This is a genomic window from Streptomyces endocoffeicus, from assembly GCF_016741935.1.
Taxonomy (GTDB): Bacteria; Actinomycetota; Actinomycetes; order Streptomycetales; family Streptomycetaceae; genus Streptomyces; species Streptomyces endocoffeicus.
This window is the reverse complement of sequence record NZ_JAERRG010000001.1, coordinates 1,953,019-1,976,461: the sequence shown is the minus strand read 5'-3', so window position 1 is coordinate 1,976,461 and position 23,443 is coordinate 1,953,019. Positions and strand designations below refer to the sequence as shown.

The 23,443-nt window shown below is 72.8% G+C and carries 11 protein-coding genes; 7 read left to right on the top strand and 4 right to left on the bottom strand.

All coding sequences use genetic code 11. The features are described from left to right. Positions 1-239: 239 nt before the first annotated feature. Both JK364_RS07625 and JK364_RS07620 read right to left on the bottom strand, forming a co-directional pair. Entirely contained in the window at positions 240-725 is a 486-nt protein-coding gene (locus JK364_RS07625; protein WP_201848647.1) for a hypothetical protein, read from the bottom strand. A 3-nt stretch (positions 726-728) separates the two neighbouring features. Beyond that, positions 729-1,169 (bottom strand): ATP-binding protein, encoded by a 441-nt coding sequence (locus tag JK364_RS07620; protein ID WP_201848997.1) that lies wholly within the window; start codon positions 1,167-1,169, stop codon positions 729-731. A 264-nt stretch (positions 1,170-1,433) separates the two neighbouring features. On the opposite strand from JK364_RS07620, the gene JK364_RS07615 reads away from it, so the two are divergent. The 3 genes from JK364_RS07615 to JK364_RS07605 all read left to right on the top strand — a co-directional run bounded on the left by JK364_RS07615 (position 1,434) and on the right by JK364_RS07605 (position 3,465). Further along, entirely contained in the window at positions 1,434-2,309 is an 876-nt protein-coding gene (locus tag JK364_RS07615; protein WP_201848645.1) for a Sco1979 family transcriptional regulator, read from the top strand. Between the two features lie 25 nt (positions 2,310-2,334). Beyond that, a complete protein-coding gene (locus JK364_RS07610; RefSeq protein ID WP_201848996.1) occupies positions 2,335-2,547 on the top strand; it encodes a DUF397 domain-containing protein in 213 nt (70 codons plus the stop codon). Positions 2,548-2,649: 102 nt separating this feature from the next. Continuing rightward, complete coding sequence (locus JK364_RS07605; RefSeq protein ID WP_201848643.1) at positions 2,650-3,465, top strand: SAM-dependent methyltransferase; 816 nt, start codon at positions 2,650-2,652, stop codon at positions 3,463-3,465. 46 nt (positions 3,466-3,511) lie between these two features. On the opposite strand, the gene JK364_RS07600 is transcribed toward JK364_RS07605, so the two are convergent. After that, positions 3,512-4,204, bottom strand: coding sequence for a response regulator (locus JK364_RS07600; protein WP_201848642.1), 693 nt, complete (start codon positions 4,202-4,204; stop codon positions 3,512-3,514). After that, a complete protein-coding gene (locus JK364_RS07595; RefSeq protein ID WP_201848640.1) occupies positions 4,201-5,874 on the bottom strand; it encodes a sensor histidine kinase in 1,674 nt (557 codons plus the stop codon). Before JK364_RS07595 ends, JK364_RS07600 begins: the two co-directional genes overlap by 4 nt. A gap of 98 nt (positions 5,875-5,972) precedes the next feature. Between JK364_RS07595 and JK364_RS07590 the strand changes: the two genes are divergently transcribed. The 4 genes from JK364_RS07590 to JK364_RS07575 all read left to right on the top strand — a co-directional run bounded on the left by JK364_RS07590 (position 5,973) and on the right by JK364_RS07575 (position 23,437). Continuing rightward, positions 5,973-6,980 (top strand): Bug family tripartite tricarboxylate transporter substrate binding protein, encoded by a 1,008-nt coding sequence (locus tag JK364_RS07590; RefSeq protein ID WP_201848638.1) that lies wholly within the window; start codon positions 5,973-5,975, stop codon positions 6,978-6,980. Positions 6,981-7,130: 150 nt separating this feature from the next. Then, positions 7,131-8,621, top strand: a complete 1,491-nt coding sequence (locus JK364_RS07585) for a GntP family permease (RefSeq protein ID WP_201848636.1) — start codon at positions 7,131-7,133, stop codon at positions 8,619-8,621. 423 nt (positions 8,622-9,044) lie between these two features. Continuing rightward, positions 9,045-21,797, top strand: coding sequence for a non-ribosomal peptide synthetase/type I polyketide synthase (locus JK364_RS07580; protein WP_230991356.1), 12,753 nt, complete (start codon positions 9,045-9,047; stop codon positions 21,795-21,797). Positions 21,798-21,904: 107 nt separating this feature from the next. After that, entirely contained in the window at positions 21,905-23,437 is a 1,533-nt protein-coding gene (locus JK364_RS07575) for an FGGY-family carbohydrate kinase (RefSeq protein WP_230991355.1), read from the top strand. The last annotated feature ends 6 nt before the right edge of the window (positions 23,438-23,443 follow it).

Sequence of the window (23,443 nt, the reverse complement as noted above, 5' to 3'; positions counted from 1 at the left end):
CGCCGCCGCCAGGTCCGTCTTGGACGGAGGAGGGAGGGGAAGCGAAGGAACAAGTGTCTCAGCACGCTGCTGCTCCATGGTCCGGTTGGCGCCGCCGCCCGGAGGACGGCGGAACTCTTCCACAGGGAACACTTGCTGCACGCATTACCAGAGCACTCACTCCAGTGTTTGTCCATACCTTGGGACAACGTTGTCGGCCGGGCAGGGTCGCATGCGGAGCGGCGGCGCGCGGGCGGGTCCTAGATCGCCTGGGACGGCCCGGAGGCGTCCCCCGGCGACCAGCGGGGCCGGATTCCGGCGATATGACAGGTCATGAAGTACAGCGGAATCGGGGGTGTGTAGGGCGAGTCGTCCTGGGGGTGATGGATCAGCCGGGGCGGCTGGGAACGTCCGGAGTACTCGCCGCTCAGGTCGGTCATCCGCGCCCCGACCGCGTAGCTGGTGAACAGCGGCCAGGCGACATCGATGTTCGACCCGGACGGCACGATCCACCACCACCGCTGGTCGTCGGCGAAGACACAGCCGATGCGGGGCAGGCACTTCATGACCCGCCTGCCGATGTCCGTGGGCATCCCGACCGCGTCGTAACCCAGCCTGGCGGGCAGTCCGTCGGGGAGACGCAGGCGTCCGCGGTGGCCGCGCCAGAGCCTCGCCGCGCCGAGTGACGGGGCCTCGGGAATCGCACGTGCCTCGGGTGCCTCGGGGGCAACAAACTGTCGGTCCATGAGTCAGTGACACTCTTCCGTGCGCGACGGCAGCTCGGCCCATACGATCCGCCCCGGCCCGTGCCGGGAGTCCCGGACGCCCCAGGCGCTGCTCACCGCGCCGACCAGCAGAAGCCCCCGTCCGCAGTGCTCATCGGGGTCGGGGGTGCGTGGCGCGGGGAGGGTGCGGGCCCGGATCTGATCCTCGACCTCGAGGCGCAGCAGTCCCGCGCCGACGCTCAGCCTGCACTCCAGGTGATCGCTGACCGTATGCGTGATCACGTTGGTGACCAGCTCGGAGACCACGAGGAGCGCGTCGTCGCACACGTGGGCGCTTACGCCCCAGGCGCGCAGCCGCTCGCGCACGGCCGCGCGGATCGTGCTCACCGTGGAGGCGGTGGCCGGAAGCCGTAAAGCACATCCCGGGTGGGTGTCCTGCTCCCGGGACGTCCGAAGGGGAGTCAGGGGAAGGGCGAGGGGAGCCACGAGCGGCCGCCTTTCGTCTGCCTGCGCATCATGACCGTGCCGTTCCCGCACTGCGCAGTGCCTACGGACGTACCCACGCAAGCGTTCCCACCGTGATCGGACGGTGTGACCACTGTGGCAGGTGCAACGAACGACTTGCAAGCGGTAAGTTGAAAATTGCAAGTTGCCATCGGGGGGATGCCGTTCGCGCGGCCGGCGACCGTGACAGACTGCAGCCGTAGCCCGGTGTGGGGAGGTAGAGCGTTGGCGGCGGAAACCGCATGGGGCGGTGCCCCCTCTGTCCTCCGCATGATCCTCGGCAGGCAGCTGGAGGAGCTGCGGACGCGCGCCGGCCTGACCTACGACCAGGCGGGCGTGGCGATCGGGGTCAGCCACTCCACGATCCGCAGGATGGAAGCCGCCAAGGTGGCCCGGCTCCGACTCGCGGACGTGGAGAAGCTGCTCCAGACGTACGGCATCACCGACCGGCATGAGCTCGACACCTTCCTGAAGTCGGTCCGTGAGGCCAACAAGCGCGGCTGGTGGCACACCTACCGCGATGTGATGCCGGACTGGTTCGCCGCGTATCTGAATCTGGAGCAGGCGGCGCTTCAGATCCGCGCCTACGAGGCGCAGTTCGTCCACGGGCTGCTGCAGACCGAGGACTACGCCCGTGCGCTGCTCAGCGCCGGAAACCCGCACGCTCCGTCGGAGGCCACCGAGCGCAGGGTCGCCCTGCGGATGCAGCGCCAGGAACTGCTGTCCCGGGAATCCCCTCCCCGGCTGTGGGTCGTGATGGACGAGACGGTGCTGAGGTGGCCGGTCGGGGGCCCGGAAGTGATGCGCGCCCAGATCGACCATCTGATCGAGGTCAGCGCCCTTCCCCAGGTGACCGTGCAGATCATGCCGTTCGGGAGCGGCCCGCATCCGGCCATGCGGGCCGGTGCGTTCCATGTCTTCCGGTTCAGGGCCCCGGAGTTGCCCGACATCGTCTACCTCAGCGGCCTGGTCGGCGCGGTGTATCTGGACAAGGAGGACGACGTGGTGGTGTATCGCGAGGTCCTGGACCGGATGGGCGCCCAGTCGGTGCCCGCCAGGAAAACCGAGGCCGTCCTCGGCGCAATTCGCAAGGAGCTCTGAAGTGCACCACCACATACGCAGCGGCATGCCCTCCCACGACCTCGGCACCCTGGGCTGGTCCAAGCCGTGGAGCGACGACGCCGGGGGCGCCTGCGTCGAGGCCAAGAAGCTGTACGACGGACGGGTGGCGCTGCGTCAGTCGACCGACCCCGACGGCCCCGCACTGGTTTTCACCACGAACGAGATGACCCGGTTTCTGGCGGGTGTGAAGGCCGGCGACGCCGACTACCTCTGCTAGCGCCACGGCACCGCATCCTTCCCGGTCGCGCGGGCCCGTCCCGGCCCGCGCGACCGGGGGCAACACCAACAGCGAACTGACGATCCACTGGGAGGGGACGCCTTGAGCGACAACGGATGGTCGGCCGACCGCATCGACACCGAGAGCGCGCATTCGGCACGTATCTACGACTACATCCTCGGCGGCAAGGACTACTACCCGGCCGACAAGGAAGCGGGCATCGCCATGTCCCGCGAGTGGCCCGCCCTGCCGATCCACATGCGGGCCAACCGCGACTTCATGAACCGTGCCGTGCGCTATCTGGCCGAGGAGGCGGGCATCCGGCAGTTCCTCGACATCGGCACCGGCATCCCCACCTCGCCCAACCTCCATGAGATCGCCCAGGCGGTGGCACCGGACTCCCGGGTCGTCTACGTGGACAACGACCCCATCGTCCTCACGCTCTCCCAGGGCCTGCTCGCCAGCACCCCCGAGGGCAGGACCGCCTATGTCGAAGCGGACATGTGCGAGCCCGCCACCATCCTGCGGGCCCCCGAGCTCCGCGAGACCCTCGACCTGACCCGGCCGGTCGCCCTGACGGTGATCGCCATCGTGCACTTCGTCCTGGACAAGGACGATGCCAACGGAATCGTCAACCGTCTCCTGGAGCCGCTGCCTTCCGGCAGCTACCTGGCGATGTCCATCGGCACCGCCGACTTCGCGCCGGACGAGGTGGCCCGGGTCGCCCGTGAGTACGCGGCCCGCGACATGCCCATGCGGCTGCGCACCGAGGCGGAGGCCGAGCGGTTCTTCGACGGCCTCGAACTGGTCGAGCCCGGCCTCACCCAGGTCCACAAGTGGCGCCCGGACGCCACCGTCACCGAGGACATCAAGGACGAGGACATCGCGATGTACGGAGCGGTGGCCCGCAAGCCCTGACGTCGTCGACCGGCGTCGTCGACCGGTGGGCCCGGCGCCGGAGGCGTTACGCCCGCCGGCTGTAGCGGCGCTCCGGGCGGCCGGCGGTGCCGTAGCGCAGGGAGACATCGGCGTGGCCGGTGGCGTGGAAGTACTCCAGATAGCGGCGGGCGCTGACCCGGGAGATGCCGATGGCGGTGGCCGCCTCGGCGGCGGAGACGGTGCCGTCCGCCTCGCGGAGGGCGCGCTCGACGAGCTGGGCGGTCTCCACGCTCAGGCCCTTCGGGAGGGCAGCGCCCGCCGGGGGCGCGAACGCGCCGGCCAGAACGCGGTCCACATCCGCCTGGCCGCGGACGACCGTGGTGAGCAGCCGTCCGCGCTGGGTCGCATAGCGTTCCAGGCGGGGCTGGAGATCCTCGTAGTCGAAGGGTTTGAGGAGGTAGTCGACCACACCCTGACGGACCGCGCCGCGCACCGCGTCCGCCTCCCGGGCCGCGGTGATCACCATGACGTCGCAGTCGTGCCCGGCGGAGCGCAGCCGGGGGATGACGTCCAGGCCGAAGAGGTCCGGCAGATAGAGGTCGAGCAGCACCAGGTCGGGCCGGAACGCGTCGACCGCCTCGATCGCCTGCTCGCCGGTGTGGGCGGTGCCGACGACGCGGAACGGCGCCACCCGCTCCACGAAGGTGCGGTGGACGCGCGCCACCATGAAGTCGTCGTCCACGACGAGCACATCGATCGTGCCGGCCGACTCGGTCATCGGGTCGCTCCTTCCGCCACCGCGTCGGCGGGGTGGCTGACGGACATGCGGGCGCTGAACATCGCGCCCTGACTGGTGTTGGTCACCGCGATCTCGCCGCCGCGGCGCTCGCAGACGAGCCGGGTGAGCGCGAGTCCGATGCCGCGCTCGCCCTCCCGGGCGGCCTTGGTGGTGAAGCCGTGGGCGAAGACCTCCTGGGCGAGTCCGGGGGCCACACCGGGACCGGAGTCGCGCACCACGATCTCCACACTGGTGTGGTCCTGTCGCAGCTCGACCTCCACCCACGGCTCGTCGCCCGCCCCGCCGCGGTCCTTGTTCTCACCGCCGTGCTCGGACGTGGCGGCGTCGATGGCGTTGTCGACCAGGTTGCCGACCACGGTCGCCACATCGGCGGCGTCCTCGGGGGGCAGCCGGTCCAGCGCGGTGCGGTCCGAGAGGCGCAGGGCCACCTTCCGCTCGGCGGCCTGGGACGCCTTCGCCATCAGCAGCGCGGCGATGGCGGTGTCCCGGACCCGGCGGCCGATGGACATGTCGAGCGACTGACGGCGCTGGTTCAGCGCCCGGATATAGCGCACCACCTCCTCCTGCTCACCGATCTGGATCAGCCCGGAGATGGTGTGCAGCTGGTTGGCGAACTCATGGGTCTGCGCACGCAGCAGCTCGGAGGTGGACCGGAAGGAGCCGATCTCGCGCTCCAGCCTGGCCAGCTCGGTGCGGTCCCGCAGGGTGGTGACGGACCCCAGCGGCCGTCCGTCCTTGACGACCGTCATGCGGTTCATGACCAGGACCCGGCCGTGCCGGACCACGACCTCGTCCTTCGGGTCCGCCGGTTCCTTCCGCGCCCCGGCCAGGACGTCCAGCAGCCGTCCCTCGATGCCCAGCTCGGCCAGGTTCCGGCCCACACAGTCCTCGGGCAGGTCCAGCAGCCGCCTGCCCATGTCGTTGACGAGGGTCACCCGGTGCTGCGGATCGAGGGCGACGACGCCCTCGGCGATGCCGTACAGCATCGCCTCGCGGTGCTCGGCCAGCCCGGTGATCTCGCGCGGCTCCAGGCCGAGCGTCTGCCGTTTGACCCGCCGGGCGAGCAGCCAGGAGCCGACGACGCCGAGCGCGCTGGCCACGCCGAGATAGACGGGCAGGTACGAGGACGCGCCGCTCAGCCGCTGCCACACCGTGGGAGAGGTCTCGCCGATCATCACGGTGCCCAGATGCCGCCCCAGGTCGTCCCCCGTGGCGCCGAGCACCGGCACCTGCGCCACCAGCTCCCGGCTGCCGTCCCAGTCCAGCGTGCCCGACCAGCCACGGCCCCGGCCCACCCCCTCGCCCAGGGGCAGCCGGTCGCCGAGCACGGTGGGATTCGTCGAGCTGACGACGCGCCCGTGGCGGTCGGCCACTGTGACGGACGTCACCCGCGACTGCACCCGTGCCGAGTACACCAGCGGGGCCAGCGCCTCCGCCGGCGAGGGGCCCACCAGCCTGCTGCGCACCAGCGGCTGGGCGGCCAGCTGCTCGGCGAGCGCACCGACCCGGCGGCCCTCCACCCGGTTGAAGGTGGCCTCCGACTGCGCGAGCGAGACCGCCGCCACCGCCATCAGCACCACCACGACGATGGCGAGCTGGAGGAGCAGCATCTCGCCCGCGAGTGTTTGGCGACGGAACGCGGCGACCACAATGAACTCAATCTCTCCTGCTGACACAACCTGGGCGCATTGTCCACCAGGCCGCACAATCATGGCGTCCGCCGTATGGGAAGCGAAAGGGAGGTGCCATGAGACGCCGCACCGGCAACGGCACCCGCACCCGCGTCCTGTCCGGCGCCCTGGCCGCCGTGCTGTCCCTGCTCGTCGGCGCCTGTGGCACCTGGCCGGGCACCGGCGACACCGGGGAGGACGGGCTGCGGATCCTGGTGCCGAACACACCCGGAGGCGGCTATGACACCACGGCCCGGACCGTGGCCCGGGTGCTGGAGGAGACCGGGACCACCTCGGACATGGAGGTGTTCAACCTGCCCGGGGCCGGTGGCACCGTCGGTCTGCGGCGCATCGTGGACGAACGGGGCAACGGACGGCTCGCCCTCCAGATGGGCCTCGGCGTGCTGGGCGCGTCGCATGTCGCCCACGCGAAGGTGACCGTGGCGCGGACCACCCCGATCGCCCGCCTGATCGAGGAGCCCGAGGCGGTGGTGGTCCGCGAGGACTCGCCCTACCGCACCATCGCGGACCTGGTCGCCGAGTGGCGGAAGCACCCGGGAGACGTCACGGTCGGCGGTGGCTCGTCGCTGGGCGGCCCGGACCACCTGCTGCCCATGGCGCTGGCCCGCGCCGTCGGCATCCAGCCGAAGACGGTGCGTTACGACGCCTACGACGGCGGTGGCGGCGACCTCCTCCCCGCGCTGCTGGACGGCCGGGTCGACTTCGCCACCAGCGGCATCGGCGAGTTCCTCGACCAGATCGCGGCCGGGCAGCTCAGGGTGCTCGCGGTCACCAGCGAACGGCCCGTGGCCGCGCTGCCCGGGGTGCCGACGCTGAAGGCGGCCGGGATCGACCTGGTCTTCGACAACTGGCGGGGGATCGTCGCCCCGCCCGGCATCAGCTCCGCGGACCGCGAACGCTGGATCGAGGTGCTGACCGCGCTGCACACCTCGCGGCAGTGGAAGGCCGAGCTCACCCGCCACGGCTGGACCGACGCCTTCGCCACAGGTGACGCGTTCGCCACGTATCTGGCCCGGCAGGACAGGAACGTGGCGGAGCTGGTCGGACACCTGGGACTGGACTGAGCGAACACTCCGCCGGGGCGGCCGCCGCACGCCCTTCCCGCCGCTGAACCACAACCACACCACCCCCATCCCGTGCCCACCCATGCCCTGGTGGCGTACGAACCCCCCGCATGCCCTGGTACGAACCCATATGTCCTGGAAAGGCATCGCATGACCGCACACACCTGGTGGTTGCTGCTCATCCTCACGGTGGCGATCGCAGCACTGATCTATCTCATCAACTCCCGGCTGCGGGTCCATCCGTTCGTCGCGCTGATCCTGGTCAGCGTGGGCACGGGGATAGCGGCCGGGGAGCCCGCCGCGAAACTCGCCGAATCCATCGAGGAGGGCGCCGGCGGCACCCTCGGCGACGTGGGCGTCACCCTCGCCCTGGGCGCCATGCTCGGCCGTCTGCTGTCCGACTCGGGCGCCACCGACGCCATCGCCCGCGCCCTCGTCGCCCGCGCCGAGCCCCGCAGACTGCCCTGGCTGGTCGGTGCGGCGGCGTTCGTCATCGGTGTGCCCATGTTCTTCGAGGTGGGCCTGATCGTGCTGCTGCCGTTGATCTTCAGCGTCGCCCGCAGGATGGAGGAGCAAGGCGGCACCAAGGGCAGCCCGTACGTGCTCCTCGGTGTGCCCGCCATCGCCTCGCTGTCCACCCTGCACGGCATGCTGCCGCCCCACCCCGGCCCACTGACCGCGATGACCGGCCTGCACGCCGACCTCGGTCTCACCCTCGGCGTCGGCATCGTGTGCGCCGTGCCGACCGTCATCCTGGCCGGGCCCGTCTACGCGCGCTGGATCGCGCCCCGGCTCCCCGATGTGGCTCCGGACGCCGAGCTGGTGGCGCAGTTCACGGGGGCTGAGCGTCAGCCCGCTACGGCCGTCGCCACGACGGGGGCCGGAGCGCCTGGCGCGCCTGGTGATGTGCCTGATTCGCAGGCGAGCGTGGAGGTGCCCCGCCGGACCGGTGTGCCCACCGGGCTGGCCGTGGCGGCCGTGCTGGTGCCCGTCGTCCTGATGCTGCTGCGCACCCTGGCCGAGACCGTGCTGGACGAGTCGAGCGGGCTGGGCGCCGCGCTCGTGTTCGCCGGAGAACCGCTGGTGGCGATGCTCGCCGGTTTCGTCTTCGCCCTCGGCGTGACGATGGTCGGCTCCGCCCGCGCGGCCCGCTCCGGCCACTCCGGCCGTACGGGTGAGGAGACCCGTGCCTCCCTGACCGACAGCCTGAAGTCCATCGCCGCCATCCTGCTCATCATCGGCGGGGGAGGGGCGTTCAAGCAGGTACTTCAGGACTCGGGCATCGGCGATGCCATCGCGTCGGCCGCCGAAGGCGCCCACATCAATGTGATCCTGCTGGGCTGGCTCATCGCCCTGCTGCTGTCGCTGACCACGGGCTCCGCCACCGTCGGCATCGTCTCCGCCACCGGCATCGTGGCCCCGCTGATCGGCGACGGCGGGGGCCTGGAGGCATCCCTGCTCGTGGTCGCGATCGGGGCCGGTTCGCTCGGCCTCAACTATGTCAACCACGCGGGGTTCTGGCTGGTGAAGGAGTCGTTCGGAATGGACCTCACCCAGGCCACCAAGACCCAGACCGCCGTGCAGACCCTGGTCAGTGTGCTCGGCCTGGTGATGGCCCTGCTGCTGTCGGTGTTCGCCTGAGACGCCGGTCGCCCGCGGTGGGTCCGGCGGCCCGGTGGCTGTCGGACCCACCTGCGAGACTCCGGCCATGGACCTTGACGAGCCGTTGCGGTGTCTCGCGGAGGCCGAGTCGGGTGAGCCGCGGGGTGCGTGACCGGTCGGGCACCTATGGCAGGACGGGACGACGGGACGCGAGAGCGCCCAGCAATGGGTCGACCACGGTCTGACCCACGACCAGGCCGTGGTGGACCGGCTCACCGAGGCGGTGGCCGGGAGCGAAGGGCCTGAACGCTGAGCGGCCTGGTGCGAACGCTGAGGTGAGGGCTGGGTCAACGCTGAGGTGAGGGCTGGGCCAACGCCGAGGTGAGGGATTGCCGTCCGGCTGGAACCCGCCGCTCCGTTCGCACCTCCCTCTAGGGGACGGCAAGTGAGTTGGGGAGCTTGATGACCGGACCGAATGGCGAGACCACGCTCCCGCAGGTCTTGATGGGCGCGGCGGACGCGGCCCCGGACCAGGCGCTGGTGCATGTCCGAGGCGACGGTGGCGAGCGGACCGTCACCTTCGCGGAGCTGCGGGACGAGGCGCTGTGCGTCGCCGGTGGCTTTCTCGCCGCCGGGGTGGCGCCCGGCACCTGTGTTCCGCTGCTCGCCGACCGCGGCGATGACTTCCAGGTGTTGTTCTGGGGTGCGTTGCTGGCCGGTCTCGTCCCGGTGCCGCTCGCGCCCGATGTCCGGCGGGTGGCGCCGGTGTGGGAATCGCTCGGCCACCCGCCGGTGGCGGTGGACGAGGCCACGGAGACGCTGCTGGGCGAACTGCCCGATGCTGTCGAGCCGTTGCGACTGGACGAGTTGCGGCAGGGTCGCCCACCCGCCCGGTTGCCGGAGGCCACGCCCGGCGATGTGGCCTTCGTCCAGTTCTCCTCGGGCAGCACCGGAGCCCCGAAGGGCGTCGAGCTGACGCACTCCGCCGTGCTGGCCAACCTGGAGCAGATGCGCCTCGCCGCGGCCATCACACCTGACGATGTGGTGGCGAGCTGGATGCCGTACTTCCACGACATGGGCCTCATCGGCACCCATCTGGCCCCGCTCGCCGCGCGGGCCAAGCAGGTGCGGCTGGAGCCGTTGTCGTTCGCCAAGCGTCCGGCGCTGTGGCTGGAGACGGCGGACCGCCACCGGGCGACCCTCCTGTCCGCCGCCAACTTCGCCCTGGCCCTGGCCGTACGGCGGATCCCGGATGAGGTCTTCGCCCGGCTCGATCTGACCTCCGTGCGATTGGTCCTGGTCGGTGCCGAGCCGATCGCCCCGGCGGTGTGGCGGAGGTTCGTGGCGAAGGCGCGGACGTCCGGGCTCGACGAGCGGGCACCGCTGCCGGTCTACGGCCTGGCCGAGGCCACCTTGGCGGTCACCTTCCCGCCCCTGGGCGAGGTGGCGGTGGAGCGTGTCCTGGACCGGGCGGCCCTCGGCCGAGGCCACGCGGTGGACACCGCCCGGGGCCCGGACGCCGTGGAGCTGATGGACGTCGGGCTGCCGTTGCCCGGGTGCGAGGTGCGCATCGTGGACGACGCGGACTGCCCGCTGGACGACCGGCGGGTGGGCCATATCCAGGTGCGCGGACCCCAGGTGGCGCGCGGCTACCGCAACGCCCCCGAGGCGACCGCCGCCATGTATGCGGGTGGCTGGCTGCGCACCGGCGACCTGGGCTTCCTGGCCGACGGCCGGCTGTGCGTCACCGGCCGCCACAAGGACGTGCTCTTCGTGTCCGGCCGTACCTTCCACGCGCCGGACCTGGAGGAAGTGGCGGCGGCCACCCCCGGCCTGCCGACACCACCCCTGGCCGCGGCGGTGGGCTCCACCGACCCGGCCGACGGCACGGAACGGGTGGTGGTGTTCGTACGCTGGCCCAGTCCGCCGAGCGCGGCGGCCACCGTACTGGCCCAGGTGGCGGCACGGGTCCGGCAGGCCCTCGCCCACGACGGCGTACGGGTGCTGCCCCTGCCGCCGGGCGCGTTCGCCCGAACCACAAGCGGCAAGCTGCGGCGACGTGCGATGCGCGAGCGCTATGAGGCCGGGGCCTACGCCGAGGTGGCGAAGCGGTGGGGGCGCGGGGGTTCGGCCGCGGCCGCCGGGGCCGTCACCGGGGCGTTGGACCGGCGGCCCGTCACCGGGGCGTTGGACTCGCGGCGGGAGGTCGCGCGGGCCGTCACCGGCATATGGGCGCGGGTGCTGGGCGTGTCCGAGCACGCCATCGGTCCGCATGACCGGTTTCTGGCCGTGGGCGGTTCCTCGTTGAAGGCGATGGAGGTGCTCGCCGAGGTGGAGGACGCCTTCGGCGTCACGGTGCCACCGGCGGTGCTGCGCGACCGTGACACGGTGGCCGCGCTGACCGAACACGTGGTGGCGGCGCGGCGCGACGGGCCGCCGGAGGCCGCCCGCCCCCGCGCCACCGTAAGCCACCCCGGCCCGGGAACGATCGCGGTCGTCTCCATGGCCTGCCGCTTCCCCGGCGCGGACACCCCGGACGCCTTCTGGGACCGGCTCGTGGCCGGCCACGACGCCGTCGGCCCCGTACCGGCCGCCCGTTGGACGCCCCGGCCGGAGGCCACCGCCCGGTGGGGCGCCTTCCTGGACGACCCGTCCCGCTTCGACGCCACGTACTTCGGCATGGACGACGAAGCGGCGGCCGCTACCGACCCACAGGCCCGGATCTTCCTCGAACTGGCCCACGAGGCCCTGGAGCGCGCGGGCTACGCGGGGTCCAGGCGGGCGGGCCGCCGCATCGGTGTGTTCGCCGCGACCGGGGACAGCGGCTACCGCGAACTGCTGTCCCGGGCCGCCGGCCCGGACGGCGGGCTGCCTCCCGCCGCGTTGGTCGGCAACCTCCCCAACCTCGTCGCCGCCCGCGTGGCGCAGAGCCTGGACCTGACCGGTCCGGCCCTCGCCGTCGACACCGCCTGCTCGTCGGCGCTGGTCGCGCTGCACCTGGCGCGCCGCAGCCTTCAGGCGGGGGAGTGCGACCTCGCCGTGGTGGGCGGAGTCAACCTCGCGCTGGCCCCGACCGGCCACCGGCTGCTGGAGCAGGCGGGCGTGCTCTCGCCGACCGGCCGCTGCCACGCCTTCAGCGCCGCCGCCGACGGCTTCGTCCCCGGGGAGGGCGGCGCGGCGATCGTCCTGGCCCGGCTGGACGACGCACACCGCGCGAACGATCCGGTCCTGGCCCTGCTGCGCGGCACCGCGGTGAACAACGACGGGCGTTCGCTGAGCCTGCTGGCCCCCAACGCGCTCACCCAGCGGGAGATCATCGTCCAGGCGTACCGCGACGCGGGCGTCGACCCCGACAGCGTGTCCTACGTCGAGGCCCACGGCACCGGCACCGCCCTCGGCGACCCCGTCGAACTACGCTCCCTGAACCAGGCGTTCCCGCCCCGCGCCGACGGCCGCCCCCGACTGCTGGGCTCGGTGAAGACCAACCTCGGCCACCTGCTCAACGCCGCCGCCATGCCGAGCCTGGTCAAGGTGGTCCTGGCCCTCAGCCATCGCCGGCTGCCCGCCTCGCTGCACCACGATCCACCCGCCACCGCTCTCCCCGACGATGGCACGGCCGGTTTCGAGGTGGTCACCGAGCACCGCGCATGGATGGCCCCCGGCCCGCTGGTGGCCGGGATCAACGCCTTCGGCTTCGGCGGCACCAACGCGCACGCCATCCTCGAGGAAGCACCTTCTCGCCCGCCGCGTCGCCGGGGGCGGCCGGTCACTGACGGGTGGGGTGAGGCGGACGCCGCGGGCGATGGTGGCTTGGGCGTCGAGGTCGGTCCGAGCCACGGCCCGGAGGTCGGTCCGAGCCATGGCCCGGAGGTCGGTCCGAGCCATGGCCCGGAGGTCGGTCCAGCGGACCAGGTCGGCTCACAGGCCGAAGGCAGTCCGCATTTGCTGACCCTGTCGGCGCGCGGCGCCGACGCCTTGGCGGCCGCGGCCCGGGACCTCGCGGCACATCTACGAGCTCACCCGGAGCTCGACGAGGGCGACGTGTGCGCCACCGTCAACACCGCCCGCGACCACGGCCCCCACCGCCTCGCGATGGTGTCCCGTGGCGACCTCGCCGAACGTCTCGAAACCCACCCCACTCCCGCCGTGGCCCGCTCCCGGCCCCGGCTGGCGTTCCTGCTGCCCGGCCAGGGCACCGCGCGGCCGGGGCTCGGCCGCGCCCTGTACCGCACCGCACCGGAGTTCCGCCGTGCGATGGAGGAGGCGTCCGTACTCGTCGGCGAGGTGCGCGGACGCACCCTGGCCCAGTGGTGCCTGGACCCCGACGCCTCGCCCGCCGACCTGGCCCACACCGAGGTCTCCCAGCCGCTGCTCGTGGCATTCGGTGTCGCGCTCGCCCGACAGCTGCGCGCCTGGGGCGTGACCCCTGATGCCGTCACCGGGCACAGCGTCGGCGAGATCACCGCAGCCTGCATCGCCGGGTCGCTGACCCTGGCCGAGGCGGTGCGGTTCGCCGCCGAACGGGGGCGGCTGATGCGCGAACTGGCCGCACCGGGCGCCATGGCCGCCGTACGCGGCAGCGAGGACGCCGTCGCCGGGGTGGTGGCCGAGTCGGCCGGCGCGCTGTGCGTGGCCGCGGTCAACGCCCCCGGGCAGGTGGTGATCGCCGGAGCGCCGGATGCCGTCGCCCGGGCCGTCGGGCGGCTGGCCGCCGACGGGATCACGGTCCGCGAACTCCCCGTATCCCACGGCTTCCACTCCCCGACGATGCGCCCGGTGGCCGATCCGCTCACCGCCGAGGCCACCGAACTGACCCCTCGCCCGCCCTCGATCCCCCTGCTCAGCACGCTGACCGCCGAGTGGCAGCCGCCCCTGGACCCGGCCCACTGGCGCGAACACGCCCTGCGGCCGGTGCGCTTCGGCGCCGCCGTCGAGCGGCTGCTGGACGGCGGGTACGACACGTTTGTTGAGCTCGGGCCCGGCGCCACCCTGCTGGGGCCGGTCCGCGCCGTGGCGGCCGAACGCGACCCGTCGCCCGAGGTGTTCGCGCTGGCGGCCCCGGGCACCGGAGCCGACACCGGTGTCGACGGCGGTGTCGACGGCGGACAGGCTCTGCTGACCGCCTTGGGACGACTGTGGACGCGCGGGGTGGACCTGGACCACGCGGCACTGGGCGAGGGACGGGCGCGTGTGCCCGCGCCGACGTACCCGTTCCAGCGCCGCCGCCACTGGCCCGAGCACCGACAGGAGCACAGGCCCGGGCGCCGGCCCGAAAACCGACACGAGCACAACCCCGACCCCGCAGCGTCAGCGCCGCTGCACCGACTCACCTGGCGCGAGACGCCTCCCACCCCCGATGAGGGCACACCGGACGCACCGGATACACCGGACACCGTTCGGCTGGCCGGGCCGGACTCGGAACTGGCCCGTGCGCTGGCCCACCGCCTGGAGTGGCGGGGTGTCACGGTCCGCCGGGACGGTGACGTCTCCCGCGCCGAGCCGCCCGCTCAACTCACCCTCTGGCTCGCCGGACCGGCGGCCGAGTGCCCGACCGTGACGGACCTCGACGCCGCGACGCACACCGTACTGACCACGCTCCGGGGCCTGCTCCCATCGCTGAGCCAGGGCGGTGGCCGACTGCTGACGGTCACCGAGGACGTGCACGCCACCGGCGCCACCACCGAACGGCCGCGCCCCGCCCAGGCGTTGCTCACCGGCCTGGCGCTGGCGCTCCCCGAGGAGTTCCCGGGCCTCACCGCGTACGGCGTCGACCTGTCCTCGTACGACTCCCTGGACGCCCGGCTCGACGCCCTGGAGCGGGAGGTGCTCGGGCAGAACGCGCCGGGCGGGGGTGCGGTGGCGTGGCGGGCGGGGCGCCGCCTGGTCCGTACCCCCGTGGCGATGGCGGCCGACGGGCCGCCCTCGTCCTCGCCGCTGCCACCCGACGGCAGCTACCTCATCACCGGCGGTACGGGCGGGATCGGCGCCGCCCTCGCACGCGACCTGGCCGGGCGTGGTCGGCCGACCCTGGTCCTCGCCGGCCGGTCGGCCCGTCCGCCGGGCAGCCTGATGGCCGAACTCGACGCGCTCGGCGCCACGACGGAGTACCGAGTGGCGGATGTGTCCGTCGAGGCGGATGTCGAGGCCTTGGTCGTGGATCTGCCGCCGCTGGACGGAGTGTTCCACGCCGCCGGAGTGGTGCGCACTGGCACGCTGCGGACCAAGTCGCCGGAGGAGATGGCCGAGGTGATGGCCGCCAAGGTGCGCGGCAGCCACCTGTTGTCCCGGGCCCTGTGGCGCCACGGCCACCGCCCGGCGGTCTGCGTGGCCTTCTCCTCGGTCACCTCGGTACTGCCCGGCCTGGCCGGTGCGCTCGGCGACTACGCCGCGGCCAACGCCTTCCTCGACGCGTTCGCCGCCTCCGAACGTGCGGCGGGCCGCCCGTGGCAGTCGCTCAACCTCGCCGCGTTCGCCGAAACCGGCCTGGCCGCCGGAGCCCCGTCGCGAACCGCCACCGCCACTGCCACCGCCACGGCCACCGGCACCGGCACCGCCACCGCCACGGCCACCGGCACCGCCACGGCCCGTGGCGTAGCGCCACTGACCCCGGGCGCGGGCCTGGCCGCACTGCACGCGGCATGCGGCATCGACGCGGCGCAGCTGGTAGTGGCCGAGCTGACGGCCGGGTCGGACACTGTCCGGCCCGGCTCCGCGGTGTCGGCCGCCGCCCAATGGGGGACTGCTGCGTCGGTCGCCATCGGGTCCGAGCCGGCGGCTTCTGCCACGGACACGTGCGGAAGTTCCGCCGGGGCCACCGGCGCACAGGGGACCACCGCGACCGGCCCGGCCGACCCCACCCCTGCCCACATCGCGGGCGTTCTGCGCCGCCTCCTTGCCGAGGCTCTGCATCGCCCACCCGCCGAGATCGCCGACGACGAGCAGTTCCTGACCATGGGGCTGGACTCGCTCTCCGCCGTGGACCTCGTCAGGAGGCTGGAGTCGGAGCTGGGCCGGGCCCTGCCGCCCACGCTCTTCTTCGAGTACCGGACGATCGGCGAGCTGGCCGCCCATCTGTCGACCGGCCAGGTGGCGGCGCAGCGGCCCGCGCCCACGCCGCACCCTGCCGACAACGACGGCGCGATCGCGTTCGACAACGGAGCCCCGCTCCTCCTCACACCCGTCCAACTGGCCTTCCACACCGGCGGCAAGCTGCACCCCGAGGTCGCCGCGTACGCGTACGTGCGCCAGACCATCAGCGGCCCCCTGGACGCCGGTCTGCTCGGCCGGGCGCTCGTGCTGCTCGCCGAGCGCCACCCGATGCTGCGCATCAGGATCGAGACCGACGGCACGGCGCCCGCCCAAAACGTGGCGGCGCCCGAACCGCACACCATGCCCTTCTGGTACGAGATCCGCCACGCCGACGGCCCCCTGGCCGACCTGGAGGAGGCGCTGTGCAATCGCCCCTTCGACCTGGCCACCGAGGCACCCGTACGCGCGGTGCTGGTGCGCGAGCGCGCCGACCTCGCCCACCTTCTGCTCGTACTGCACCACGCCGCCGCGGACGGATTCAGCCTCAACGTCCTCGGCGAGGAGTTGTGGTCGGTCTACACCGCCCTCGCGCACGGCCGTTCACCCGAGCCGCCACCGCTGGAAGCGGGCTTCGCCGACTACGCCGCCGCCGTCGAGGCGGAACGGTCCTCGCCGGAGTTCGCCGAGGACCGGCGGTACTGGCGTGACACGCTCGCGGCCCACGCTCACATTCACCCCGTGCCCCTTGACCTGCCCTGGGACGGCGACCCGGAGGCGCCGCCCGCCGCGCCGCTCACCGCACACCAGGTGGCCACCGACCCCGACCGCACCGCCGCGCTGCGCAAGTGCGCCGCCGCCCACGGCGTTTCGCTCTTCCATCTGCTGCTGGCCGGGTACGTGCGCTGTCTGGCGCGGTGGAGCGGGCAGCGCGGCATCGTGGTCAACGTGGCACGCGCCCGTCGCGAACTCCGGCTGGCCGGTGTCGACCGGCTGGTCGGCCCGCTCGCCGACACTCTGCCGCTGGCGGCCACCGTCGACCCGGACGAGCCCGTGCCCGCCCTGGCACAGCGGTTGCGCGCGATCTGGCTGGACGCGGAGCGGCACGCCCGGCTCACCGGCGTGGATATCGCCCGGCTGCTGCCCACCACCGGGTCCCGGCCGCGTACCGCCTCCCCGGCAGGGTTCAGCTTCGCCCGCTTCCCCGCCACGACCGACCCCGACTGCCCGGTCGAGGTACGCCCGGCCGCGGCGCGCACCGCATCCGCCGCCACGCGCCTGGGACTGCTGTGCTGGGAGAGCGAACGAGCCCTGCACTTCTCCTGGAACTTCCCGGCCCGGCTGTTCAACCGGACCACCGTGGAGCGACTGGCACGCGAACACCTCGCCGAATTGGCGGAGCTGGCCGAACTCGTCACGCCCGCCCGAAGGGATGTTCCGACACCGGCACTGACGCGGGCACCGACACCGGCACTGAGGCCGTCACCGATACCGGAACGGACGCCGTCACCGACACCGGAACCGACGCCGTCACCGATCCCGCTGCCCGCAGCCGGTCGCGGGATCGTTCAGCGGCTCTCAGCACGATTCCGGGCGGCCGCCGACCAGATCGCGGTCGCGACCGGCGACGCCACCATGACCTACGGCGCACTCGACCGGGCCTCCGCCGCACTCGCCCACCGGCTGCGCGCCCAAGGCGTCGCCCCCGGGGATCTGGTCGGCCTGCTGACCGAGCCGGGTGCCGACACCGTCGTCGGTGTCGTCGGCATCCTGCGGGCAGGGGCGGGGTGGGTGCCGCTGGACGCCACCCACCCCGCCGCGCGCCTGGCCGACCAACTCCACCGGTCGACGGCCCGGCACGTGGTGTGCCACGAGGCCACCCGACCGGCGGCCGACACACTCGGGGCCGTGACGACGGTGGCCATCGACGACACTTCACCAACACCGGTCTGCCCCGCAACCCCCGTCCCCGCTGCCCCCGACGCCGTCGCCTACGTCATCTTCACCTCAGGGTCCACCGGCCGCCCCAAGGCGGTACCGATCACCCACCGGGCGATGATGAACTACCTGGACTGGGCCGTGGACACCTTCGGCTACCGCGCGGGCGACCGGCTGGCCCAGACCGCCTCCGTGTGCTTCGACGCGTCCGTACGCCAACTGCTGGCACCACTGCTGGTCGGAGCCACCGTTCACACCCTGTCGCGGCATCTAGTCCGCGACCCCGAGGCGCTGCTGGACCGGGTCGTACGGGACCGGATCACCGTGTGGAGCTCGGTGCCCACACTGTGGGAGCGGCTGCTGACCGCCGCCGAGACCCGGGTGCGGCGCGGCGCGCCCCGCCCCGACCTGTCGGCGCTGCGCTGGATCCACGTCGGCGGGGAGGCGCTGCCCGCCGCGCATGTCCGCCGCTGGTACGACCTGTTCGGGCCCGGCCAGCGCATCGCCAACCTGTACGGGCCGACGGAGGCCACCATCAACGCCACCTGCCACCTCATCGAGACCCGCCCCGGCGATGAGGTGCGCCGACTGCCGATCGGCCGCCCCATCTCCGGCGCCGAGGTCGCGGTGGTGGCCGAGGACGGGCGCCACCGCACTGCCGACGAGCCCGGTGAACTCCTCATTGGCGGAACGGGGCTGACTCCGGGATACCTCGGCGATCCCGCGCTCACGGCGGCGGCGTTCACCGAGCGCGACGGCACACGCTGGTACCGCAGCGGCGACCGCGTCCGCCAACGCCCCGACGGCGTACTGGAGTTCCTCGGCCGCCTCGACGACCAGGTGAAGATCCGGGGCCACCGGGTCGAACCGGGGGAGATCGAGGCGGTGCTGCAGACCCATCCCCGGGTCGCCCAGGCTGCCGTACTGCACCACCACGGCCGACTGACCGCCTTCGTGGAACCCCTACCGAGCGGCCCCGAACCCGATCCGGCACAGCTACGCGCCCATCTGCGCGGCACCCTCCCGGACTACATGCTCCCGAGCCGATTCCGATTCCTGGACGCGCTGCCACTCACGAGCACGGGCAAGGTCGACCGCCGTCGACTCGACGCGACGGCAGGTGACGCGGACACGGAAGCGGCAACGGGTACGACCTCGCCGCAACCCCATGGCACCCCGGCGGCCACACCGACCGAGCGCACCTTGGCCCGTATCTGGTCCGAGGTACTGGGTGTCGCGGAGGTCGGCCGCGAGGACGACTTCTTCGCACTCGGCGGCGACTCCATCCTGGTCCTGGAGGTGTTCGCGCGACTGGAGAAGGCGTACGAGGGGGAACGGCCAGGGGGCGCCCTGCCGAGGCCGACGGTCATCTACGAGCACAGCACACTCACCGCCCTTGCCACGGCCGTGGATACGGCCACCACCGACCTGGCAACCCAGCCCGCCCAGCCCCTTCCGCCCGCTCCGGGAAACCCGCCCGCTCCGGGAAGCGGTGACATGTCCGCCCTCGCCGGTGCGGACTGTGCGGACTGTGCGGACCTTACGCCGTACCCCCTCACCCCCACCCAGCGCGGGTTTCTGGTCGCCGAGGCCATCGCGCCGGGCTCCGGGTCCGCGTGGCTGGCTCGATTGCGTCTGCGCGGTGCGCTGCGGGCCGATCTCTTTCAGCGCGCGGTCGATGCCCTTGTCGTCCGCCACCCCATGCTGCGCACCGTCTTCCCCGCAGGTGCCCGCCCGCCGGTGCAGCAGGAACTGCCGCCCGCGCTGCGGTTCCCGGTCGACTTCGAGACGCTGGCATCGCCGGACCTGGTCGAGGAGCGCGTCACCGACGAGCGCCGTCGTCGGTTCGAACCGTGGGCGTGGCCACTGCTGCGTCTGCGCGTGCTGACCACCGGCCCCGACGAGCACACGCTTGTCGTACACGCTCACCACCTCATCGGTGACGGCTACAGCGCGGCCCTGTTCGGCCGGGAACTGATCACCGTCCACGACCGGCTCAGCCGTGGCGAGCCGATCGGGCTGCCACCGCTGCGCAGCACTTTCCGCGATTACGTCAACCTGTTCCAGCAGCCGGATACGGGCCCTGGCCCGGACCCGGCTGCCATCGCCTGGCAGGCCCGCCACGCCGCCCCGTACCAGCGGCCCGACCTGCGCCGCTCGGGCGCGCGGAGTGGCGGGAACGCGGGCGCCGGGGCCACCGGGGTCGGCTCGGCGGAGTCCAGGTCGGCGGGGTTCAGGTCGGCGGGGTTCACACTCGATGCCGAGCTGACGGCCGGGCTGCGCCACCTCGCCACCACCGTCCGTGCCACGCCGTACGCCCCCGTCCTGACCGCCTACTACCGAGCTCTGGCGGACCTCACCGGCCGGCGGGACCTCGTCCTCGGCCTGGCGGTCACCGGACGCGACCACCAACTCCCCGACATCAGCCGACTGTTCGGCCCCCTGGCAGCCGCCGTACCGCTGCGCCCCGCCGTGGCGGAGGCGGGTGCCGGAGCCACGTCCGGCCGGTCGTTCCACTCCTTCCGGGAGGACCTGCTCCGGATCACCGAGGAGGCCGTGGCCGCACGGATGTACGGCGCTGGCGACGACAGCGGCGGTGGCACGAATGGTGGCACCGGCGGTACGTCCTCCGACCTGCTCCGGATCAGCGAGAAGGCCGGTGCGGCACGGCCGTACGGCACCGGTGGCGACACCGTCCCCGGCACCGGCGGCGGCTTCAGTCCTGCCACCGGCGGTGAGCCTTCCGGCAGCTCGCCCACCGCGATCGCCCCGCTCACTCCCCTCGGTCTGCCGAGAGCCACCCAATTCCTCTTCAGCTATCTGGACTTCTCCGCCCTCGGCTCACCCACCGGCGCGACGCTCACCCTCGACTGGGACCATCACGACACGGAACTCGCCCCGCCGCCGGTGGGAACCGATGTGTTCCTGGCCGTTCGGCCGGTCGGGGACGGGCTGCGGGTCACCCTGAGGGCCTCGGCCGCTGCTCTCGACGAGCCCGCCTTCGCCGCGTTGACCCGCCTCCTGCGGGACGAGCTCACCCAGGCGGCCACGCCACGTCCGCGCCCTGCCCTGGCCCCCGCCCCACGCACATCCCGCACGGACGCCGCGCTCATCGGCTATCTCCCCGCCCCCGGCCACCTCGCGGCACTCGCCGGGATCCCGGCAGCGGACCTGCCCCGCGAACACATGCGGCAACTGCTCTTCCCGGACGGCGGTCCCCGCCTCCTGGAGGAGATCGGGACACCATTGGGCCGCTCCGCGTTCGTCGCACTGCCGCTGTTCGCGGATGAACTGGCCGTGGGAAGCGGGCTCACCGGCCACACCGCCCGCGCTGTCGGCCACGCCGCATCCCTCGGCGCCCGCTGTGTCTCCCTGGCGGGCATGATCCCCGCGTTGACCGGCTACGGATTCGAGGTGGTACGCGCCACCGACGGGGCGGCGACGATCACCACTGGCCACGCCGCCACAGCGGTGTCCGTGGTCAAGACCGTCCAGGCCGCGCTTGCCACGACCGGACGCGACCTGGGCGACCTGACCATCGCCATGGTCGGACTCGGCTCGATCGGCACGTCTTCCCTCAACCTGCTGCTCACCCGCGCCCCGCGCCCGCCCGCTCACCTGCTGTTGTGCGATGTGGCGGGTAGCGCGCCCCGCCTGCGGGCGCTCGCCGCGGAGCTGCGCGGGAACGGGCTGGCCGGGTCGGTGGCGACGGCCGAGTCCGCTCCGGGCCTCCCCGCCGCGGTGTACGAGGCTGACTTGATCGTCACCGCCGTCAGCGGTGGCACCGCCGTTCTCGACATCGACCGGCTGCGCCCCGGCACCGTCGTGGTCGACGACTCCTTCCCGCACTGCTTCGACACCGCACGCGCCCTCGCCCGGATGCGGGAGCAGTGTGATGTGCTGACCGTCGGGGGCGGACTGCTCGCGGTCGGCGACACCGAGCGGCACATCGCCGACGACCTGCCACCGGCCGCCGCCTCCGGCTACGCGGAACGGTCCTGGCTGCCGGGCACGGTCGCCTCCTGCCGACTCGAATCCCTGCTGCACACCGCCGTGTCCGGGCTGCCGCTGGTCCACGGGCTGGTCGACGCCTCCCATGCGCACGCCTACTGGGACGCGGTCGAGGCGGCCGGGGTCGGCGCCGCGCCACTGCATCTGCTCGGCCATATCGTCGATACGCCGCCGTCATGGCCCGGGACCACTTCCCGCAGGGCCGCCTCCCGCCGGGACACCTCCCATACGCAGGACTGACACCGGTACGGATCCACGCCCGCCTTGCCCCCTACCCCCCTCAACACCAGCGCGAAATCCTATTCACCGGGAGGGTAGCCTGAAGAGCGACCGTACACGGTGAAAGGATGCGGACACAGTTGGTGACGATCCATGACGTGGCGCGAGCCGCCGGTGTTTGCACGCCTCGCAACGCAGTCATCGGAGTGGATATCGGCACCTCGAGCACCAAGGGCGTCCTCGTCGGTCTCGATGGCGCACTGATCCGCTCGGCCACCCGGGAGCACACCCCCGCAAGGCCGGGCCCCGGCCACTTCGAGATGGACGCCTCCCTCTGGTGGCGGGAGTTCACCGAGCTCGCCCGCGAGCTGACCGCCGCGGCGGACACCACCGTGGTCGCCATCGGGGTCAGCGGCATGGGCCCCTGTGTCCTGCTGACCGATGAGCACGACGCCCCGCTGCGCCCTGCCGTGCTCTACGGTGTGGACACCCGCTCGGTGCACCAGATCCAGCGCATCGAGGCGCGGCTCGGCGCCGACGAGATCATCCGCCGCGGTGGCTCCGCCCTGACCACCCAGGCCGCCGGGCCGAAGATCGCGTGGATCGCCGAGGAGGAGCCCGAGCTCTACGCGCGGGCCAAGCGCCTGTACATGCCGAGCTCCTGGCTGGTACGTAAGCTCACCGGAAACTACATCCTGGACCACCACTCGGCCAGCCAGTGCACTCCGCTGTACGACACGCTCGCCTGCGAGTGGTACGCCCCCTGGGCCGCCGAGGTCGCCCCCGGGATCGAGCTGCCGCCGCTGCGCTGGCCCGGCGAGGCGGCCGGAGCCCTCACTCCCGAGGCCGCCACGGCGACCGGTCTGCCCGCCGGAATCCCCGTCACCACCGGCACCATCGACGCCTGGGCCGAGGCCCTGAGCGTGGGTGCGCAGAACATCGGTGATCTGATGCTGATGTACGGCACCACCATGTTCCTCATTCACACCGTGCCCGAGCCGCTGACCAGTCCGTCCCTGTGGGGCACGGTCGGCGCGCTGCCCGGGACCCGGAATCTGGCCGGTGGCATGGCCACCTCCGGCGCGGTCGCCAACTGGCTGAAGGACCTTTTCGCCGACGGCGACCACGCCGAACTCACCGCGCTGGCCGCCGAGTCGGGCGTCGGCGCCAACGGCCTGCTGATGCTCCCGTACTTCTCCGGCGAACGAACCCCGATCATGGACCCCGACGCCCGCGGAGTGATCGCCGGGCTGACCCTGTCCCACACCCGCGGCGACCTCTACCGGGCCGCACTCGAAGCCACCGGGTTCGCCATCCGCCAGAACATCGAGGTCATCGAGGCGGTCGGCGGCGACATCCGCCGTGTGGTCGCCGTCGGTGGCGGCACCCAGGGCTCGCTGTGGACACAGATCGTCTCCGACATCACCGGCCGCCCACAGGAGTTGCGCGCCATCACCATCGGCGCGGGCTACGGCGACGCGCTGCTGGCCGCCCAGCTGGTCGGGGACGCCTCCATCGACGACTGGAACCCGGTGCGCGAGACGGTGACGCCCCGCGCCGAACACACCGGGCGCTATGACGAGCTGTACGCCCTCTACCGGCGGCTGTACCCGGACACCGCCGCGACCGTTCACGCGCTGGCCGCACTGCAGGAGCGCTGAGCGCCC

Excerpts from the sequence above, each read along its gene's own strand:
- JK364_RS07625 (WP_201848647.1), bottom strand. The coding sequence starts at position 725 with ATGGACCGACAGTTTGTTGCCCCCGAGGCACCCGAGGCACGTGCGATT.
- JK364_RS07610 (WP_201848996.1), top strand. The coding sequence starts at position 2,335 with ATGCCCTCCCACGACCTCGGCACCCTGGGCTGGTCCAAGCCGTGGAGC.
- JK364_RS07600 (WP_201848642.1), bottom strand. The coding sequence starts at position 4,204 with ATGACCGAGTCGGCCGGCACGATCGATGTGCTCGTCGTGGACGACGAC.
- JK364_RS07590 (WP_201848638.1), top strand. The coding sequence starts at position 5,973 with ATGAGACGCCGCACCGGCAACGGCACCCGCACCCGCGTCCTGTCCGGC.
- JK364_RS07585 (WP_201848636.1), top strand. The coding sequence starts at position 7,131 with ATGACCGCACACACCTGGTGGTTGCTGCTCATCCTCACGGTGGCGATC.
- JK364_RS07580 (WP_230991356.1), top strand. The coding sequence starts at position 9,045 with ATGACCGGACCGAATGGCGAGACCACGCTCCCGCAGGTCTTGATGGGC.
- JK364_RS07575 (WP_230991355.1), top strand. The coding sequence starts at position 21,905 with ATGCGGACACAGTTGGTGACGATCCATGACGTGGCGCGAGCCGCCGGT.